15 protein-coding genes are annotated in these 16,482 nt (G+C 42.3%); 8 read left to right on the forward strand and 7 right to left on the reverse strand.

All coding sequences use genetic code 11. From position 1 onward, the window contains the following. The first annotated feature begins 43 nt into the window (after positions 1-43). From gltX to ID47_RS06465, 8 genes are all read left to right on the forward strand, one after another. Positions 44-1,447, forward strand: coding sequence for a glutamate--tRNA ligase (gene gltX, locus ID47_RS06425; RefSeq protein ID WP_038464994.1), 1,404 nt, complete (start codon positions 44-46; stop codon positions 1,445-1,447). Between the two features lie 83 nt (positions 1,448-1,530). Then, positions 1,531-2,373 (forward strand): NAD-dependent epimerase/dehydratase family protein, encoded by an 843-nt coding sequence (locus ID47_RS06430; RefSeq protein ID WP_038464996.1) that lies wholly within the window; start codon positions 1,531-1,533, stop codon positions 2,371-2,373. Then, positions 2,340-3,371 carry a patatin-like phospholipase family protein gene (locus ID47_RS06435; protein WP_038464999.1) on the forward strand — a complete coding sequence of 344 codons (1,032 nt, stop codon included), beginning with the start codon at positions 2,340-2,342 and terminating at the stop codon, positions 3,369-3,371. The genes ID47_RS06430 and ID47_RS06435 overlap by 34 nt, the downstream gene beginning before the upstream one ends. A gap of 214 nt (positions 3,372-3,585) precedes the next feature. Further along, positions 3,586-4,464 (forward strand): LysR family transcriptional regulator, encoded by an 879-nt coding sequence (locus ID47_RS06440; protein WP_075261571.1) that lies wholly within the window; start codon positions 3,586-3,588, stop codon positions 4,462-4,464. Between the two features lie 1,016 nt (positions 4,465-5,480). Then, the gene (locus ID47_RS06450) at positions 5,481-6,149 is read left to right on the forward strand and encodes a hypothetical protein (RefSeq protein WP_038465005.1); all 669 of its coding nucleotides are present in this window, start codon (positions 5,481-5,483) and stop codon (positions 6,147-6,149) included. Positions 6,150-6,227: 78 nt separating this feature from the next. Beyond that, positions 6,228-6,530 carry a helix-turn-helix domain-containing protein gene (locus ID47_RS06455; RefSeq protein WP_051908695.1) on the forward strand — a complete coding sequence of 101 codons (303 nt, stop codon included), beginning with the start codon at positions 6,228-6,230 and terminating at the stop codon, positions 6,528-6,530. A gap of 155 nt (positions 6,531-6,685) precedes the next feature. Then, entirely contained in the window at positions 6,686-7,558 is an 873-nt protein-coding gene (locus ID47_RS06460) for a 50S ribosomal protein L11 methyltransferase (protein WP_038465007.1), read from the forward strand. Further along, positions 7,555-8,031, forward strand: coding sequence for a SixA phosphatase family protein (locus ID47_RS06465; RefSeq protein ID WP_038465009.1), 477 nt, complete (start codon positions 7,555-7,557; stop codon positions 8,029-8,031). The genes ID47_RS06460 and ID47_RS06465 overlap by 4 nt, the downstream gene beginning before the upstream one ends. 365 nt (positions 8,032-8,396) lie before the next feature. On the opposite strand, the gene ID47_RS06470 is transcribed toward ID47_RS06465, so the two are convergent. From ID47_RS06470 to fliF, 7 genes are all read right to left on the reverse strand, one after another. Continuing rightward, entirely contained in the window at positions 8,397-9,131 is a 735-nt protein-coding gene (locus tag ID47_RS06470) for an alpha/beta hydrolase (RefSeq protein ID WP_038465011.1), read from the reverse strand. A gap of 87 nt (positions 9,132-9,218) precedes the next feature. Beyond that, positions 9,219-11,318 carry a flagellar biosynthesis protein FlhA gene (gene flhA / locus ID47_RS06475; RefSeq protein ID WP_038465013.1) on the reverse strand — a complete coding sequence of 700 codons (2,100 nt, stop codon included), beginning with the start codon at positions 11,316-11,318 and terminating at the stop codon, positions 9,219-9,221. Positions 11,319-11,321: 3 nt separating this feature from the next. Then, the gene (locus tag ID47_RS06480; RefSeq protein WP_038465015.1) at positions 11,322-12,650 is read right to left on the reverse strand and encodes a sigma-54 dependent transcriptional regulator; all 1,329 of its coding nucleotides are present in this window, start codon (positions 12,648-12,650) and stop codon (positions 11,322-11,324) included. A 15-nt stretch (positions 12,651-12,665) separates the two neighbouring features. Further along, positions 12,666-13,010 (reverse strand): flagellar motor switch protein FliN, encoded by a 345-nt coding sequence (gene fliN, locus ID47_RS06485; protein ID WP_075261622.1) that lies wholly within the window; start codon positions 13,008-13,010, stop codon positions 12,666-12,668. Positions 13,011-13,041: 31 nt separating this feature from the next. After that, complete coding sequence (locus ID47_RS06490; RefSeq protein WP_038465019.1) at positions 13,042-13,635, reverse strand: FliH/SctL family protein; 594 nt, start codon at positions 13,633-13,635, stop codon at positions 13,042-13,044. A 13-nt stretch (positions 13,636-13,648) separates the two neighbouring features. Then, positions 13,649-14,668, reverse strand: coding sequence for a flagellar motor switch protein FliG (gene fliG / locus ID47_RS06495; RefSeq protein WP_038465022.1), 1,020 nt, complete (start codon positions 14,666-14,668; stop codon positions 13,649-13,651). Further along, positions 14,644-16,320: a flagellar basal-body MS-ring/collar protein FliF gene (gene fliF, locus ID47_RS06500; protein ID WP_038465024.1), complete on the reverse strand. Its 1,677-nt coding sequence runs from the start codon at positions 16,318-16,320 to the stop codon at positions 14,644-14,646. Before fliF ends, fliG begins: the two co-directional genes overlap by 25 nt. Positions 16,321-16,482 lie beyond the last annotated feature (162 nt).

The following is a 16,482-nucleotide window of genomic DNA, read 5'->3' on the forward strand; positions in this document are numbered from 1 at the left end:
GGATACCTTCAAATCATATAATTCTAACTCTAAAAGCTTTTAAATGACTGTTATTACACGTTTTGCTCCGTCTCCCACGGGCTACCTTCATATTGGGAGCGCTCGCACCGCCCTTTTTAATTATCTTTTTGCCAAACACCATGGTGGGCAATTCCTGTTACGTATTGAAGATACGGATCGCGCCCGTTCAACCCAAGAGGCTGTTAATGCCATTGTAGATAGCATGAAATGGTTAGGCCTTGATTGGGATGGAGAAACTGTTTATCAATTTGCGCGCGCTGAACGCCATGCAGCGATCGCCCGACAGCTTTTAGCTGAAGGCAAAGCTTATTATTGCTATTGTTCGCCTGAAGAGCTTGAGCAAATGCGTGAGCATGCCAAAGCCAACAACCTTCCCCCCCGTTATAATGGATTCTGGCGGGATCGAGATCCATCCGAAGCCCCAGCAGGGGTAGCACCGGTTATCCGATTTAAAGCTCCACAAGAAGGAGAAACAATTATTGAAGATCTGGTTCAAGGAACTGTCTGCATCCAAAATTCGCAGTTGGATGATATGGTCTTGTTGCGCGCCGATGGTACCCCAACTTATATGCTGTCTGTTGTCGTTGATGATCACGATATGAATGTTACTCATATTATTCGGGGTGATGACCATCTTACCAACGCCTTCCGTCAACACCATCTTTACCAATCATGCCAATGGGATGTCCCTCAATTTGCGCACCTTCCCTTGATTCACGGACCTGATGGTGCCAAGCTTTCCAAACGCCATGGCGCGTTGGGAGCAGAAAGTTATCGAGATCTAGGTTTTTTGCCAGAGGCCATGTGTAACTATTTATTACGCCTGGGCTGGAGCCATGGAGATGAGGAAATTATCAGCCGCGATCAGGCTATCGCGTGGTTTGACACTGATTCCATCGGCCGTTCGCCTGCTCGTTTTGATATGGCTAAATTAACCAACCTGAATGCCCATTACATCCGGGAAGCTGATAATGCTCGGTTAATGGAACTGTGCCAACCGGTGATAGAAGAAAAATTGGGACTTAAACTATCGGTAGCAGAATTTGAGCGGATTACCCTGGGTATGACTGGCTTAAAGCAACGCGCCAAAACTATTATGGAACTGGCTGACAATGCTTTAATTTATGTTCGCCTTGCAACGCCTGATGAAAAAGCCCAAAAATTTATAACAGATGCAGCAAAAACGCTGGTTAAAGAAGTGATACAAGATTTAGGACAAGCCGACAGTTTCACAGAACATGAATTAGATGCCAAAATTCGTGAAACAGCAGAGCGACTTGGGGAAAAATTGGGCACTATTGCTCAACCGCTGCGCGTTGCCTTAACAGGCAGTACCGTATCGCCAAGCGTGTTCGAGGTTATGGCTGTTCTCGGCAAACAAGAAAGCCTTCAAAGACTCGCGGCCTTTGTGGGAGAGGCAAATTAACTAAGCTTAGTAGGCGGGATAGATAAAGTGATTTATCATCCTTGATCCCCTCTTAAGAACGTTGATCGCAGGGGGAATAAATTATGACAATTTCTAATCTTTTCTTTTTTGGATATGGCTATGTGGCGCAGCATTTACATCAAATGCTGTCGCCTCAAATCAGAGTGGCAGGATGCAAAAGATCGCCTTTAAATCACGAGTTCCTTTATCCATTTCAAGCGATCCCTTATGAAATTCTCGATCAATTTGATCATTTCTTAATTTCAATTCCACCTGACGACCACGGAGACGTGACGCTTCGATATTATTCTGACTATTTTACTCATAGGATAGTCCCCATTCAATGGGTTGGGTATCTGTCGGCAAGCAGCGTATATGGAGATCAGAAGGGGCGCTGGATTGATGAAAAAACAGTCCCTGCCCCTACCTCTCCTCACGGTCATCAGCGCCTCGTGGCAGAACAGCAATGGCAGGAAACCAATTTGTCCCTATCAATTTTCCGCCTAGCAGGCATTTATGGCCCGGGTCGGTGTGTTATTGAGTCGGTGCTAACTAATCGAGCCCAACTTATCGACAAACTTGGCCATGTCTTTAATCGTATCCATGTAACGGACATCGGCCGCCTCATTATGGCTACGCTTAAAACACCCGCTCCCCTTTTAAACTTAGCAGATGACTGTCCCGCCCCCTTATGGAAAGTGTATGAATATGCTCACACTCTCCTGAATTTCCCTGTTCCAGAGTTGACCCCTTATGATAAAGCGGATCTGTCCCTAAGAATGCGGGAATTTTTTTCTGAGAATAAAAGAATTAAAAATGATCTGATTAAGCAAATCTTAAAGGATAGCCTGCTATACCCTACATATAAAGAAGGTTTAGATAATTGTCTTCAATGGCACCTAAAAAAGTCAAAAAAATTAACTTAGCTCTTCAAGGTGGTGGGGCACATGGCGCCTTCACCTGGGGTGTTTTGGATCGTCTCCTGGAAGAAGAAGACCTTGAGATAGAAGGTATTAGCGGCACCAGTGCCGGGGCGATGAATGCTGCAATTCTTGCTCATGGATATGCTGTGGGCGGTCGTCAAAAGGCTAAAGAAGCTCTCCAGTCTTTTTGGTGGGAAATTAGTCTGTTAGGTAAAGTATTCAATCCGATTCGCCAAACTGCTGTTGAAAAATTCGATGAGCCATGGAATCTCGATTGGTCCCTTAGTTATACTTACTATGAGCTGATGAGTCACATTCTTTCTCCCTATCAATCCAATCCAATGAACTTGAATCCCCTTAAATGGGTCCTAGAAAAAAGCATCGATTTCACTGTATTCAAAGACTCAAAAATTAAACTATTTGTCGCAGCAACATCAGTTAGAACTGGCCAACCCAAAATATTCAACCATGCAGAAATCACCGTCGATAGCCTGATGGCATCGGCGTGTATCCCCTTTATATTTCAATCTGTTAAAATTGATGATGAATTTTATTGGGATGGGGGCTATATGGGTAATCCCGTGCTCTGGCCCTTAATTTATAACACAAAAAGTGATGATATTATCTTGGTTCAAATTAACCCCTTGTACCGAGAGCAGATTCCCCAAACGGCCCACGACATTGCCAACCGACTCAATGAAATTACCTTTAATTCAAGCTTAGTTGCCGAAATGCGGGCTATTAATTTTGTTAGTCGCTTGATCTCCCAAGGCAAGTTAAACCCAGATGACTATAAAGATGTGAAAATCCATATGATTACGGATAATGAGGGTATGAAGCAGCTCAATGCTTCAAGCAAACTGAATACTGATTGGGCCTTCTTTAAATATCTAAAAGCTATTGGCCGAGACTCAACAGAACAATGGTTAGCTCAACATAAAAAGGACATTACCGTTCAACCATCAATCAATATCTTTGAAACTTTCCTTAGAAAGAAATAAATTCACAATAAGGGGAGCATTCTTGTTGAAAATAGGGTAAAAAATTGCCTTGATATCACTCACGAAGACATCGTACAAACAACAAATACACGAACCCCTAAACACTTAGTAAAACACAACTAATTGGAATAAATGGACACTCTTAATATTTCTTTAAAAAATTCCAGTTAAGATGAATTTATCATGTACTTTTTAAATATAGCGGATATGAAGCATGCGACGCATTGATCTGTCAAAGTTAAGAGCATTTTACACGGTGGCGCGAGAGGGAAGCATGACAAAAGCTGCTGCAAAAATGAATGTCAGCCAACCCTCTTTAAGTGTCTTAATTGGTGATTTAGAACATAATGTAAGGGCCAAGCTCTTTGAGCGTATCCCTCAAGGGGTTCGCTTAACCCCGCAAGGGGAAAGGTTATTCATTCATGCTAAAAAACTTGTGGATGAGCATGAAGCCTTTGAAAAAATATTTTTCGAACAAGAGGATGAAATAGAAGGTGAACTCAAGATTGTCACCACCCCTTATTTAGGGTCAGAGTGGCTCATATTTAAAATAGAAAAATTCTTAAAAACCTATCCTAAAATAAAAATAAACATTATTGTTCGTGAAGATAAAGATATCTATATTGAAGAAGGAGATATAGCGATCTGTACTCCTATTCACCACCAACCTCATTTGATTCAACAATATCTTTTTACTACTTCTCTTCGAATAGTTTCTAGCCAAGATTATCTTAAAAAGTATGGAATTCCTCGAACGCCTGAAGACTTAGATTCACATCCTATCATTACCTATGGAGGCAGCACTTATAATCCGTATGGTAGCACTAATTGGATTCTTAATCTCGGAAGGGACAAGTATACAGCATCAAGAGAATCTTATATTCAAATTAATTCTCTTCAAGGAATAATTAATGCTGCGCTGGCGGGTTATGGAATTGCAGAAATTCCTGATTTTCCAGGGGTATTACGGCCCGAACTTATAGAAATTAATCTGGTGGAAAATCGACCTCAATTCGATGTAAATTACGTCTTCCATGAGAAGCGTAAGAATTCTAAAATAATTAATTTACTTTTTAAGTATCTACAAAAGTAAAAGTGAGAAAGAGAAAACTCTGTCTCACTTTAAAAAATTATCTTCTAGCAATAGAAATACAATATCCTATTATTGCATGCTGATTTTCGAGTAGTACATCACGCATAATTATTCTCCTTGTTATTGTAATCAACCAAAAGTTGATTCTTGTTATTTTTTTAACCAATCGTTTATTTTAATAACTTCTACCTTCCCTTAAAGTCAACCTACTATGTTAGTAAAAAGAAGAGAATCTTTATAGGGAGCTTAACCACTAAACATTTCCCAGGGCTTGATCCCCAATCAAGTTGAGGACAGGCCCGGGGTCGCGAGATCACCTGAGGAATCCGCTTATCAACGCGAGATCCCGGCTCTTTGGCCAGGAATAGAGAGCCTCTTTCCGGGCAAGTGGAACGCGACCCGGAAACTCGAACTTATAAGGGCTACCGCTTGTTATCTCGAGATCCCGGCTCTTCGGCCGGGAATAGAGAGCCTCTTTCCGAGCAACCGAAGGGCGACCCGGAAACTCGAACTTATAAGGACTACCGCTTGCCGTCTCGAGATCCCGGCTCTTCGGCCGGGAATGAAGAGCCTCTTTCCGGACAAGTGCAAAGAACTTATAAGGACTACCGCTTGTTATCTCGAGATCCCGGCTGGTTCTTCGGCCGGGAATAGAGAGCCTCTTTCCGGACAAGTGCAACGCGACCCGGAAACTCGAACTTATAAGGACTACCGCTTGTTATCTCGAGATCCCGGCTGGTTCTTCGGCCGGAAAGAGGAAACCCGGAGGGAGCGATGGGATACTCTTCCTACCCCCCTGCTTGACAAAAATAATTTTTTTATCATTTTTATCGTTGATTTTTAAAAAATTTATATAATTGGCTTAAAACCTAGCCTTTTCTAAGGAGGTATAAGAAATTCTTATGCGAGAGATATGGCCTTAATATTAGTAATATTTATGGAAATTTATTAATTACAGCACAAGAGGATAATGCTTTTAAAGAAAATGATGGTGAGATAGCGACAAGAGGATGGATATGTTTAGCACCTTACAAAATTACGTTAAATCTTGGCACAAGGAAGAGCTAGTTTTCTCTTATGGGTTAACTTGTTCGGTAACGCCAGGGGGGCTAACATTAACGCTGCAACAAAAGCAGACTGAGTTCTCCTTAACTATAACGATCCAACCCTCTCCTGATTCTTTACGCGTCAGCAGCTTTACTGTTGCAGAAGACCCCCGTTTAGGAGATTTATGTCAGCCACTTTATGATGCCGCGCTTATTGAAATGGTGATTCAAGGCTTAACTCTAATCGTTTTCTGTGCTCACTGTCTTAATAAAGAAGATGTCAATTTTATGATTTCTCTCAAGGATGCTGCTCATCTTACCGCCTTTGAAAATCTGTTTAATTGCGTATCGTCCCATACCACCAACCAAGGAAAACGTCAGCTATTAACCCTGTCGGTATGGCCCCCTTATTCTGAGGGAATATGCGAAAATATTGAAATTATGAAAATTCAATTGCATCAAAAATTATGGGCTTCTCAAAAATCAGACAAATTTTTGCGAGAGTACTTACAAGGCTCTGAAACATCCCTCTTAAGTCTTCTCTTAATTCAGAAAAAAGAAGCACACTCGGAAGAGAGAGGAAATGTTATCTTATTTCCCCTTACATCGAGTCAAAGAACAGCAATTAGATCTATTTAAAAGCATTACAGCTTACTAAGAAGAGGAAGACTCCTCCTTCCTCTGTGTTTAAGTTTTTTATCTTGAGGTAATAATCTTATGATTAATTTAGAATGTCCCCCCATAGAGACCCATATTGGGCGACAATTAAAAAAAAGACGGCTATTTTTAAATATTAAACAGTATGGGTTAGCGAAGCTAATGGATATCACCCCACAGCAGCTTTCTAAATATGAAAAGGGAATTGATCGGATACCAGCGAGTCGTTTGTATCAATTGTGTAAGATTTTGTCTGTCACCCCGAACTTCTTTTTTGAAGGTCTAGACGGAATCTGTTTCTCCTCCATAAAGGAAGAGGTGTGGCTATATTGCGACAATTTAAGTTCAGATTGTAGGTCGTAAGATGCAGCTAGCTGTCTTAGAGGGGAAATTTTATAGAACAGCTAGCCAAATGCTGACCACCTCTGGAAAGGCAAAAACTGCTAGGCTTAGGGTATTAATGGATAAATTTTTAACAAAATCTTGAGTTTTGAGGAGACACAGTGTACAACAATTGCATGAAGTTATATAAATTATTTTTCAATACAACATCGAAGGCCGCTCCTATTTTTGGTGAGGTTTTAGACGAAGTTGTCCTCGCTGTCTCATGGTATGAAATTGATGAAGACACAAATCATTGGGTCCTCGAAGCAACCCTTAATGAGGCAGCTGATTCTGAAGCCGTGCGCCACTTAATTAAGGTTACAGCCATAACTCATGGTCTAGAATCCCCGGAAATGACGCTCGCCGAATTGCCAGATACCGACTGGTTAGAACAAACTTGGAAAAATTTTCCACCCCGTCAAATCGGCAAATTCTTTATTTACGGCAGCCATGCCAAAACAGAAATACCCGCAGATTTAATCGGTCTTGAGATTAATGCTGCGACAGCCTTTGGCTCGGGCGAGCATGAAACCACCACAGCCTGTATTGAAGCCTTAACAAAAATGCATCGCCAAAATCGCCCCTTCAAAACACCTCTCGACATGGGATGTGGATCGGGTATTTTAGCCATGGTCATTGCTAAACTTTGGGACGTCCCCGTCCTTGCTGTTGACAATGATCCTGAATCCGTTCGGGTTGCGGCAGCCAATGCTGACATGAACGGTTGTGCCAATCTTATTACCACGCTCTGTAATGATGGATTTGCCGGCACAATCGTAAAGGAAAAGGGTCCGTTTGATCTCGTCGCTGCGAATATTTTGGCAGCCCCGTTATGCGATATGGCCCCTGACATGGCAGACTGTGTTGCAATCGCCGGGCGTATTGTCCTCTCTGGCCTTCTCACCCGTCAAATAAATGATGTTCGTCAGGCCTATGAAGCCGTCGGTTTTAAATTTATTGAACAACACCTCATTGGTGATTGGGCAGCGTTGGTTTTAGAAAGATGAAAAAACTATATATCATGCGTCATGCCTCCGCTGTTGCTAATGCTTCTAACAGAGTCTCTGATAAAGAGCGTCCTTTAAATTTTGAAGGGCGCCAACAATTGGCTAATTTACTGGTTAGCGCCCTTGGACTGTTCGATGAAGTAACGCATGTATTGTGCTCTACCGCCACCCGCACAAAGCTAACTAGTGCAGGCTTAAGGGAAATTCTCCCCATCCAAACCAATTATCAGTTCTTAGATAACTTGTATCATGCTTCTGCTTACAGCATCCTAGAAGAAGTAAAATTATTGCCGAATGAAGCAAGGGATGTCCTAGTCATTGCTCACAATCCAGGGGTTTCACAATTCGCCAACCTCGCCAACCCTGAGATGACTCTCGCTATGGGAACGGCCCAAATTGCCATTTATGATATTCATTCATCGGATTGGCAAGCCTTAGAATTTTCTGACTGTCAATTTAGAAAAGTTATGTAATGGTTAGGCGTTTCACTTTAGGAATAATATCTATTGCTTTCATTTCACAAGGAAGCAGTCATGATTTAAGGAATAATTTAGACTCTCCTTGTCCAAAAATCTTTACAGAAGAGGAGAAATTAAAAGCCTAAAAAGAATTAGAAAAAGCGAAAAATGATTACTGGCAAGAATTAGATAAATTCAGGCCTTTACCAGCCCTGCCCTCCTTTACCTCTCGAGATCCTCAACATGACTTTATTTTTACGAGACCGAGTGTTCTGAGAACCAAGGCCCTCTATGAAGAAGCTTTACGGCGTTTTCAGAATATCCAAGCCTCAGAGTCTAAAAAATAGTAGCTTTTTAAGCGTCAAAGCATTGTCCATCTTCTAACTCTGCACTTCTTGCCATAACATAGTTAATTGTGCTGGCTGGCTGAGACGATGATCTCCATCCTTAATCAATCGAACTTGAACATCGCAAGAGGTCAGTAAATTCATAATTCGGAGAGAAGTTTCATAGGGGACGTCATGATCCGCCGTTCCATGCAGCAATCGCACCGGCAGATTACAATGAATTGAATCTTTCAATAAAAGATTTTTGCGGCCATCTTCAATTAAAACGTAACTTAAAGGCGTCCCTGCCGCATCGTATTCACTCTGCGTTATCAAATGCTTCTGCTCTTGTAATACTTGCTTTTTAGCGGGCGACAATTTTTCCCAAATTAATTCTTCCGTAAAGTCGGGGGCTGCGGCAATTCCCACAAGCTTGCGGATAAGATGAGGTCGTTGGATAGCGAGTAACAACATTAACCAGCCACCCATACTGGATCCAACGACAATTAAATCTTGGGCTTTTACAGCATCAATGACAGCAAGAATATCCCCCAACCAAGAGGATATTGTCCCTTGCAGAAATTCGCCGCTCGATTGACCATGACCAGAATAGTCTAAACTTAAAAAACCATATTGGTGGCGAGCTGCTTGTTCCTTTAGAAAAACAGCCTTAGCCCCCGACATATCAGAAAAATAACCAGGTAAGAATAAAATTGTCGGACGCCCTGGCATAGGTATAAATGCATAAGCTAACTCATATGAATGATGCGTTATAAATTGAGGTGTCATGGTCTATAAAACTTAAGTAAGAAATGGATAGAGGTATGGAGATTACAACAAATTTTGCCTTGGGATGCAACATACCAGTCTCAATAATTAAACTTGGCCCACATTTTGGACAATGGCTGAAGGATGAATTTCATTTTGCCCTAGAACCATAACAGATGGACGAACCCGAGCAATGATAGAACGTACATAAGGGCGCAAGGTTGGATTGACCACCAATACCGCTTGATCCCCCATCATCGAAATCCGATCAAACGTCGTTTTAAAAGCAGCTATAAACTCTTGTATTTGACTTGGTGACAAAGCCAATTGACGCACTTCACCTTCCCCCAAAAGAGCATCATTCATTGCTTGATCCCATTTAACGGTCAACGGTACCATCTTAAGAACATGGTTTTCATCTAGGTTACTATGGGTGATTTGACGCGACAATCGTTGACGGACATGTTCTGTAATAACGGAAACATTGCGTGAATAGCCACACCCTTCGGAAATGGCTTCAATAATTGTCGCAAGATCGCGAATACTAACCCGCTCGCTCACGAGGTTTTGTAAGATCCGTTGAATACCGCCCAAACTAATTTGTGACGGAATCAGATCATTCAGCAATTTCTTATAGGTATCTCCTAACTCATCCAACATCTTTTGAGTTTCAACATACGTCAAAAGTTCAGCAAGGTTTTCCTTCACAATTTCAGTTAAATGGGTCGTCATTACCGTTGAGGCATCCACAATCGTATACCCTAATCGCTCTGCCTCACTCCGCTGACTTTCAGTAATCCAGCAGGCCGGGAGGCCAAAAGTAGGTTCTGTTGTCGCTTCCCCTTCGACCAAAATATCCTCCCCATTCGGGTTCATCACAAGAAAATGATCGGGTCGCAAATCGCCTCGGCCTGCTTCAAGTTCTTTGACGCGAATTAAATAGGACATTCCATTGACTTGAATGTTGTCTTGAATACGAACAGATGGTAAGACAAATCCAATTTCCTGCGCCAACTGTTTGCGCAAGTTCTTAATCTGATCTGTTAGCTTGGTTCCCTTATCCCCATTGAGCAAGGGCAACAACCCGTAACCAATTTCAATACGCAAGTAATCGATGTGACCGGGCACAATCTTTGCTTCTTCGCCAATGGAAACTTCCTCCGCCGGCGCCTTAGCTTTTTCAATAGCCTCCAAAGCTTCTTGCTGAGCCTGAGCTTGACTTTGCATCACACGCCATGCGCCAATGCCGCAAGCGATGGCTAGAATAAAGAATGGAAAACCTGGCATGCCCGGGGTGGATGCCAAAATCATCATTAGGAAAGAGCTAAGCCCTAAAACCGTTGGATTACCACTTAATTGAGAAATGAGGGCCTTATCAGCTGATCCCTCTACACCAGCCTTAGAAACCAGCATACCGGCCGCTGTCGAAACAATTAAAGCGGGAACTTGAGAAACCAGACCATCCCCAACCGTCAAAAGAGTATAGGTGGTCAATGCCTCACCAAAGCTGAGATCCATTTGTCCCACCCCAATAATGATCCCACCGATAATATTAATAAAGGTGATCAGCAATCCCGCAATGGCATCACCGCGCACAAACTTTGCCGCACCATCCATGGATCCAAAGAAATTACTTTCATCTTCCAATAGTTTACGGCGCAGTTTAGCTTCAGATTCATCAATAAGACCTGCACTCAAGTCGGCATCAACTGCCATTTGTTTACCCGGCATCGCATCTAAACTAAACCGGGCCGATACTTCGGCAATACGCCCCGAACCCTTGGTAATAACGACAAAGTTAACGATAATTAAAATAGCAAATACGATAATTCCAATCACGAAATTACCGCCCATCAAAAAACGACCAAAGGCTTCGATAACTTTGCCCGCCGAATGGGCCCCTTCATGTCCATGAGTCAAAATTACGCGGGTTGCAGCCACATCAAGCGCCAACCGGATCATTGTGGATACAAGTAAGACGGTGGGAAACGAGCTAAACTCTAACGGACGTTCAATGAACAAAGCCGTAAACAAAATCATAATGGAAAAGAGAATGGAGAGAGCAAGCGCCATATCCAGCAAAATTGTTGAAACCGGCATGAACAACAAGATCAAAACCGCAACCAGCCCTAAGGCAAAAGCAATGTCTGTTCGCCGCGTTATGCTTGAAAGAGAAAAGCCTTGAGTGATACTGGGTGTTACTGCCATGGATTATCCCCGCATTGATAGACAATTGTTCATTTCTGACGCCTCTCCATATTCCTTTAACTTATTCCTTAAAGTTCTGATGGAAATACCTAAGATATTGGCAGCATGTGTTCGATTCCCCGAACAATGATCAAGTGTATTAAGAATCAATTCTTTTTCCACGCTGGCAACTGTTCTGCCAATTAACAAGATTTTTTCAACGTCACTGCGTGCGGTCACTTGTAAAGATTCTTGCGTCACTTGATCAAACAAATCACTGGCTTCAATCAAATCTCCGGATGATAAAAGGACCGCTCGATGAATGGTGTTTTCTAACTCTCGGACATTTCCCGGCCAGGGATAATTAATTAAGGCTTGGTGCGCCAAAGAAGAAAATGTCTTCTTCGATAAATTATTGAGTTCCGTAAATTTATCAACAAAGAACGACGCCAACGCTTCCACATCTTTTGGACGTTGACGAAGCGGGGGGAGTTGTAAATTAATAACGTTCAGACGATAAAAAAGGTCTTCTCTAAAAACACCCTTTTTACAGGAATCAACTAAATCGCGGTTCGAGGTGGCAATGATCCGAATATTAACCTTAACCGGATCTGTCCCCCCCACCCTGTCAATAACGCGTTCCTGAATAGCCCGTAACAGTTTAGCTTGAAGTCGGATGTCCATTTCACTGATTTCATCCAATAGCAATGTGCCACCATTGGCTTCTTCAAATTTACCGATACGCCGCGCCAAGGCTCCTGTAAACGCCCCCTTCTCATGACCAAACAATTCAGATTCCAAAAGATTTTCTGGAATAGCGGCACAGTTAACGGAAATAAAGGGTTGCTTTGACCGATTCGATTTTGTGTGAATATAGCGCGCCATGACTTCTTTACCGGTTCCTGATTCCCCCGTGATTAAGATATTGGCTTCACTGGGAGCAACTTTATCCGCCATTTCAATCCACCGTACCATTACAGGATCCCGCGCAATCATATCATATTGATGGTTGCTAATAGCCGACAGGATGGCAGCAATCATCTCAGCTTCTGGGGGGAAAGGAATATAATCGATGGCTCCGGCCCGAATAGCAGCAGCAGCACGTTCTGGATCAGCCTGAATACCACAAGCAACAATTGGAATATTAAAGTGTTCAGCCTGCAGTTGTTTAACCAAGGATTCAACATCATGAATAATGTCAATAAATAATAAATCAGCACTTTGTCCCTTGCGCAGCAGATCCAACGCTTCTTTCATCGTAGCCGTCATTGTCACTTTAGCACCTTTAGCTGTTGCTAAGCGGGCGGCTTCACTAACTTGACCATCAAAGGCACTAATAATCATGACGCGCATGGCGAGGCTCCTTATTTATCTTTCAGACTTAATGATTTCTGTCATGGTAATACCGAGGCGTTCATCAACAATGACAACTTCGCCTCTGGCAACCAATCGATTATTGACATAGATATCAACCGACTCTCCCACACGCCGATCTAATTCAACAACCGCCCCGCGGCCAAGCTTTAGTAACTGGCTGACTGGCATCACAGCCCGTCCCAGTACAGCAGAAATCTGAACTGGAACATTATAGACTGCTGAAAAATCATTAACATCCCCTAACGTTGTTGTATCCCCACCTCCTTGTTCGAGTTCATTAAAACTTGAACTCGCTGGCTGTCCCGTTCCTGCCAGAGAATTCTCATCCGATGCCATCGTTGGATTTTTGTTTTCTTCTTCACTCATTTTATATCTCCTTTATTTCGCTAATCTCATTAATGAGTCGATCGACTTCATCAAGCGTATTTTTTAAGACAACTTCTGCCCCACCGGTAGCCCATGAAAAACGACAATCCATTACACTTAAGGAATCATCCGTTTTTATTTGAATTTCGCCATTGGTAATTAAATCTTTGATTCTTTCACTTAACGATTGAGAAATTTGTGGATTGACAACAATCGACATGGTTGGCTTTCCCAATAGGGTTTGAGTCACTTTTTCCATACAGGTGACAACGCGATCAACCGAGTTTTTTTCGACTTCCGTTAAGCAAATCTTTAAAGCCACTATTTTGGCTAATTGAGCCGCCTCCGAATGAATTATGGCTCTTTTCTCTGATTCTAAATTAACAAAATTAACAAGTTGTTCCTCAAATCCTGCCAGCGCCCGCGCTAAATCAGCTTCAATCAGGTGTTGCTGCGTATTTTTTCCTTCATCTATGCCTTTGCTATAAGCCAACTCACGCATAGCAACGGCCTGATCCTCCGTATATTTAGGTGCATTCTCGTCAATCGGTTTTGGTTTTTCAAAATCGTGATTAAATGTAAATTTTTCAATCATAGTACCTCCTCCCCTATCCGATCAAAGCATCTTCGGCATCACCACCCTTACGGATGACAATTTCACCTCTATTAGCCAGATCTTTTGTGGTAATAACGATATAATTTTGTGCTTCATCCACGTCTTTAACGCGCACCATTCCCATGGATTGCATGTCTTCTCGCATCAATTTTCCAGCACGTTCGGACATATTGCTAAAGAATTTCTCTTTGATAGCATCATTCGCCCCTTTAAGAGCCAATGCCAATTTAGTTTTATCAATAACCCGGACAACGGCTTGAATCCCTTGACTATCCAGCTTGAGCATATCATCAAAGGTGAACATCAAATTCTTGATTCTTTCAGCATCATCAGGACTGCTTTCTTCAAGGTTTCCGATCATTTTTGCTTCGGTTTGACGATCAAGGAAGTTAAAGATTTCAGCCACCAATTCATAAGAATCGCGCTTGCTGGCCTTAGAAATATTGCTCATAAATTCGACTCGTAAGGTCCGTTCAATATCATCGAGTATTTCACGCCGCACACTTTCCATTTTCAACATACGCATGATAACTTCCATCACTAACGAATCAGGTAACAACGTCATAACGCGGGCCGCATGTTCTGGGCGAATCCTTGTTAAAACCACACTAATAGTTTGCGGATATTCGTTTTTTAGATAGTTTGCTAATAACTCTTCATTGATATTGCTTAGCTTATCCCACATTGTGCGACCAGCCGGCCCACTAATTTCTTCCATAATTTGGGCAACTTTTTCCTGTGGTAATGCCTTTGTTAGCAACCGCTTTGTACTTTCAGGCGTACCAATTAAAGCCCCGGTCGTGGATAACTGATCAACAAAATCACTAAACATAACTTCCACCACATTGGACGAGACTTTGCCCAGATTGGTCATGGTCACAGCAATTTCACGGATTTCGGATTCATCTAGGTGTTCAAAAATTCTCTGCACTTGCTCTTCACCCAACGCAAGTAATAGCAAAGAAACCCGTTCCACACCGTTTAGGCTTATGTAGTCTTTTCTTGTTTCCATGGCTCGTCATACATCCAGTTGCGAATAATTGTTACTGCTTCTTCAGGGTGCTTATCAATAATATCACCTATCTTCTTAAGCGAAGACGCTTTCAGGCGACCCTCAATATTTGATACATCGAGCATGTCATCCTCTTCTTGCTCATCAGACGACTGCAATAAATCCAAGTCATTCGGATCCATTCTTGAAAAGTCGGGCAGAGCTCCTTGTGGTCTACCGTTTGCATTGGCAAGTAAGGCTGCAATCTCAGTATCTTCATTAGCAACGCCACTACTTTCAATGACACGCAAGAGAACGGGCCGAACGATCATAATGAGAATTAGAACTCCCACAGCCGCCAATACCAGCAATTCGATAATTTTAGTGACATCCATCTGAGGCAAGAAATTATTTGAATCGTCAGGTTTTACATCTTCTAACTCTGTTTTTGCAAATTGCATATTGATGACTTCGACCTTATCTCCTCGAGCCTCTTTAAACCCTATGGCGGTTTTAACTAATTTGGTAATCTGCTCAAGTTCTTGCGGCGTTCTCGGCACATAGGTTTGCTTACCATCCTTATCCTTGGTATATGTTCCATCCACCAAAACAGCAACAGAGAGGTTCTTAATCTGCCCTGCTTCCTTCTTATGAGTTTCAATCGTACGAGAAATCTCATAATTAATATTCTCATCTGCTCTTTTATTTTTGCTGCCGTTTTGGCCTGCATTAGCATTCTCTGCCGCTGGCAAAGCATTCGCCACGGTCACAGTTCCATCATTTGAGGTCGAAGAGGAATCTTCTTTACTATTAGCGGTTGACCGAGCCACCTGTCCTTCGGGATCATACTTTTCTGAGTTAACAGTGACTTGATCAAAGTCAATGTCTGCGGAAATTTCAGTTCGGACCTTACCGGCCCCTAAAGTTTGTTCTAATAAATTCTCAATTTGCTTTCCCGTGATAGTTTCATACGAGCGCTTGGCTTCTTGCTGAGTTGTCATATTTTGAACAGATCCTTCTCCTTCATTTCCTTTTGCCAACAGCGTTCCACGATCATCAATAATCGAAATACGCTCAGTGGGCAGGCTTGGCACTGCTGAGGCGACTAAATACTGAATGGATTTAACCTGTTGCTCATTGAGACGCATAATACCTTTCATTTTCAACATAATGGAGGCGGATGGGTCAACTTTATCCCGCGAGAATAACTCCCTTTTCGGAACAACCAAATGAACGCGAGCCGCTGCTACACCATTAATAGTTTTGATAGATTTAGTTAATTCCCCTTCCAAAGCTCGCAGCTTATTGATATCGATTAAGCTACCTGACGTGCTTAAAACATCGCCGCGATCAAAAATTTCATAACCGATAACGCCTGCTGATAATATTCCTTCTTGGGCAACATCCATTCTAAGGCGGGCAATTTTTTCTGCTGGCGCGTAAATAGTTGATCCATCAGGACTAAGATTAACCGGGACCCCCATTGCTTCTAATTTTTGTACAATGCGGGCTCCCTCAGCTGGTTCCACTTGAGAATATAGAACAGCCATTCCGCCGGTCGAGGTTTGGGACATTAAATAGATAAAGAATCCGATAACCCCCAGCATAACACTGCCGATGGCAGCCAATCTGATCGGGCCTAGGTTACGGAGTATTTGTATAAATCCGTCCAATTTATCTGACCTTTATGTAAAATTATTTTCATATTACAAGCTCAGATTATGGTACTGGTCTTTAAAAAAGAGTTAATACTAGGAATTTTTTTCCTAGCCATAAAAAAATATAGGAAAATTTTGCGTGATTCCTTTTGCTCTCTTCCACAGACTTAAAACAAA

It is taken from the genome of Candidatus Paracaedibacter acanthamoebae (genome assembly GCF_000742835.1).
In the GTDB taxonomy this organism is placed as follows: domain Bacteria; phylum Pseudomonadota; class Alphaproteobacteria; order Paracaedibacterales; family Paracaedibacteraceae; genus Paracaedibacter; species Paracaedibacter acanthamoebae.

Excerpts from the sequence above, each read along its gene's own strand:
- gltX (WP_038464994.1), top strand. The coding sequence starts at position 44 with ATGACTGTTATTACACGTTTTGCTCCGTCTCCCACGGGCTACCTTCAT.
- ID47_RS06430 (WP_038464996.1), top strand. The coding sequence starts at position 1,531 with ATGACAATTTCTAATCTTTTCTTTTTTGGATATGGCTATGTGGCGCAG.
- ID47_RS06435 (WP_038464999.1), top strand. The coding sequence starts at position 2,340 with ATGGCACCTAAAAAAGTCAAAAAAATTAACTTAGCTCTTCAAGGTGGT.
- ID47_RS06440 (WP_075261571.1), top strand. The coding sequence starts at position 3,586 with ATGCGACGCATTGATCTGTCAAAGTTAAGAGCATTTTACACGGTGGCG.
- ID47_RS06450 (WP_038465005.1), top strand. The coding sequence starts at position 5,481 with ATGTTTAGCACCTTACAAAATTACGTTAAATCTTGGCACAAGGAAGAG.
- ID47_RS06455 (WP_051908695.1), top strand. The coding sequence starts at position 6,228 with ATGATTAATTTAGAATGTCCCCCCATAGAGACCCATATTGGGCGACAA.
- ID47_RS06460 (WP_038465007.1), top strand. The coding sequence starts at position 6,686 with ATGAAGTTATATAAATTATTTTTCAATACAACATCGAAGGCCGCTCCT.
- ID47_RS06465 (WP_038465009.1), top strand. The coding sequence starts at position 7,555 with ATGAAAAAACTATATATCATGCGTCATGCCTCCGCTGTTGCTAATGCT.
- ID47_RS06470 (WP_038465011.1), bottom strand. The coding sequence starts at position 9,131 with ATGACACCTCAATTTATAACGCATCATTCATATGAGTTAGCTTATGCA.
- flhA (WP_038465013.1), bottom strand. The coding sequence starts at position 11,318 with ATGGCAGTAACACCCAGTATCACTCAAGGCTTTTCTCTTTCAAGCATA.
- ID47_RS06480 (WP_038465015.1), bottom strand. The coding sequence starts at position 12,650 with ATGCGCGTCATGATTATTAGTGCCTTTGATGGTCAAGTTAGTGAAGCC.
- fliN (WP_075261622.1), bottom strand. The coding sequence starts at position 13,010 with ATGGCATCGGATGAGAATTCTCTGGCAGGAACGGGACAGCCAGCGAGT.
- ID47_RS06490 (WP_038465019.1), bottom strand. The coding sequence starts at position 13,635 with ATGATTGAAAAATTTACATTTAATCACGATTTTGAAAAACCAAAACCG.
- fliG (WP_038465022.1), bottom strand. The coding sequence starts at position 14,668 with ATGGAAACAAGAAAAGACTACATAAGCCTAAACGGTGTGGAACGGGTT.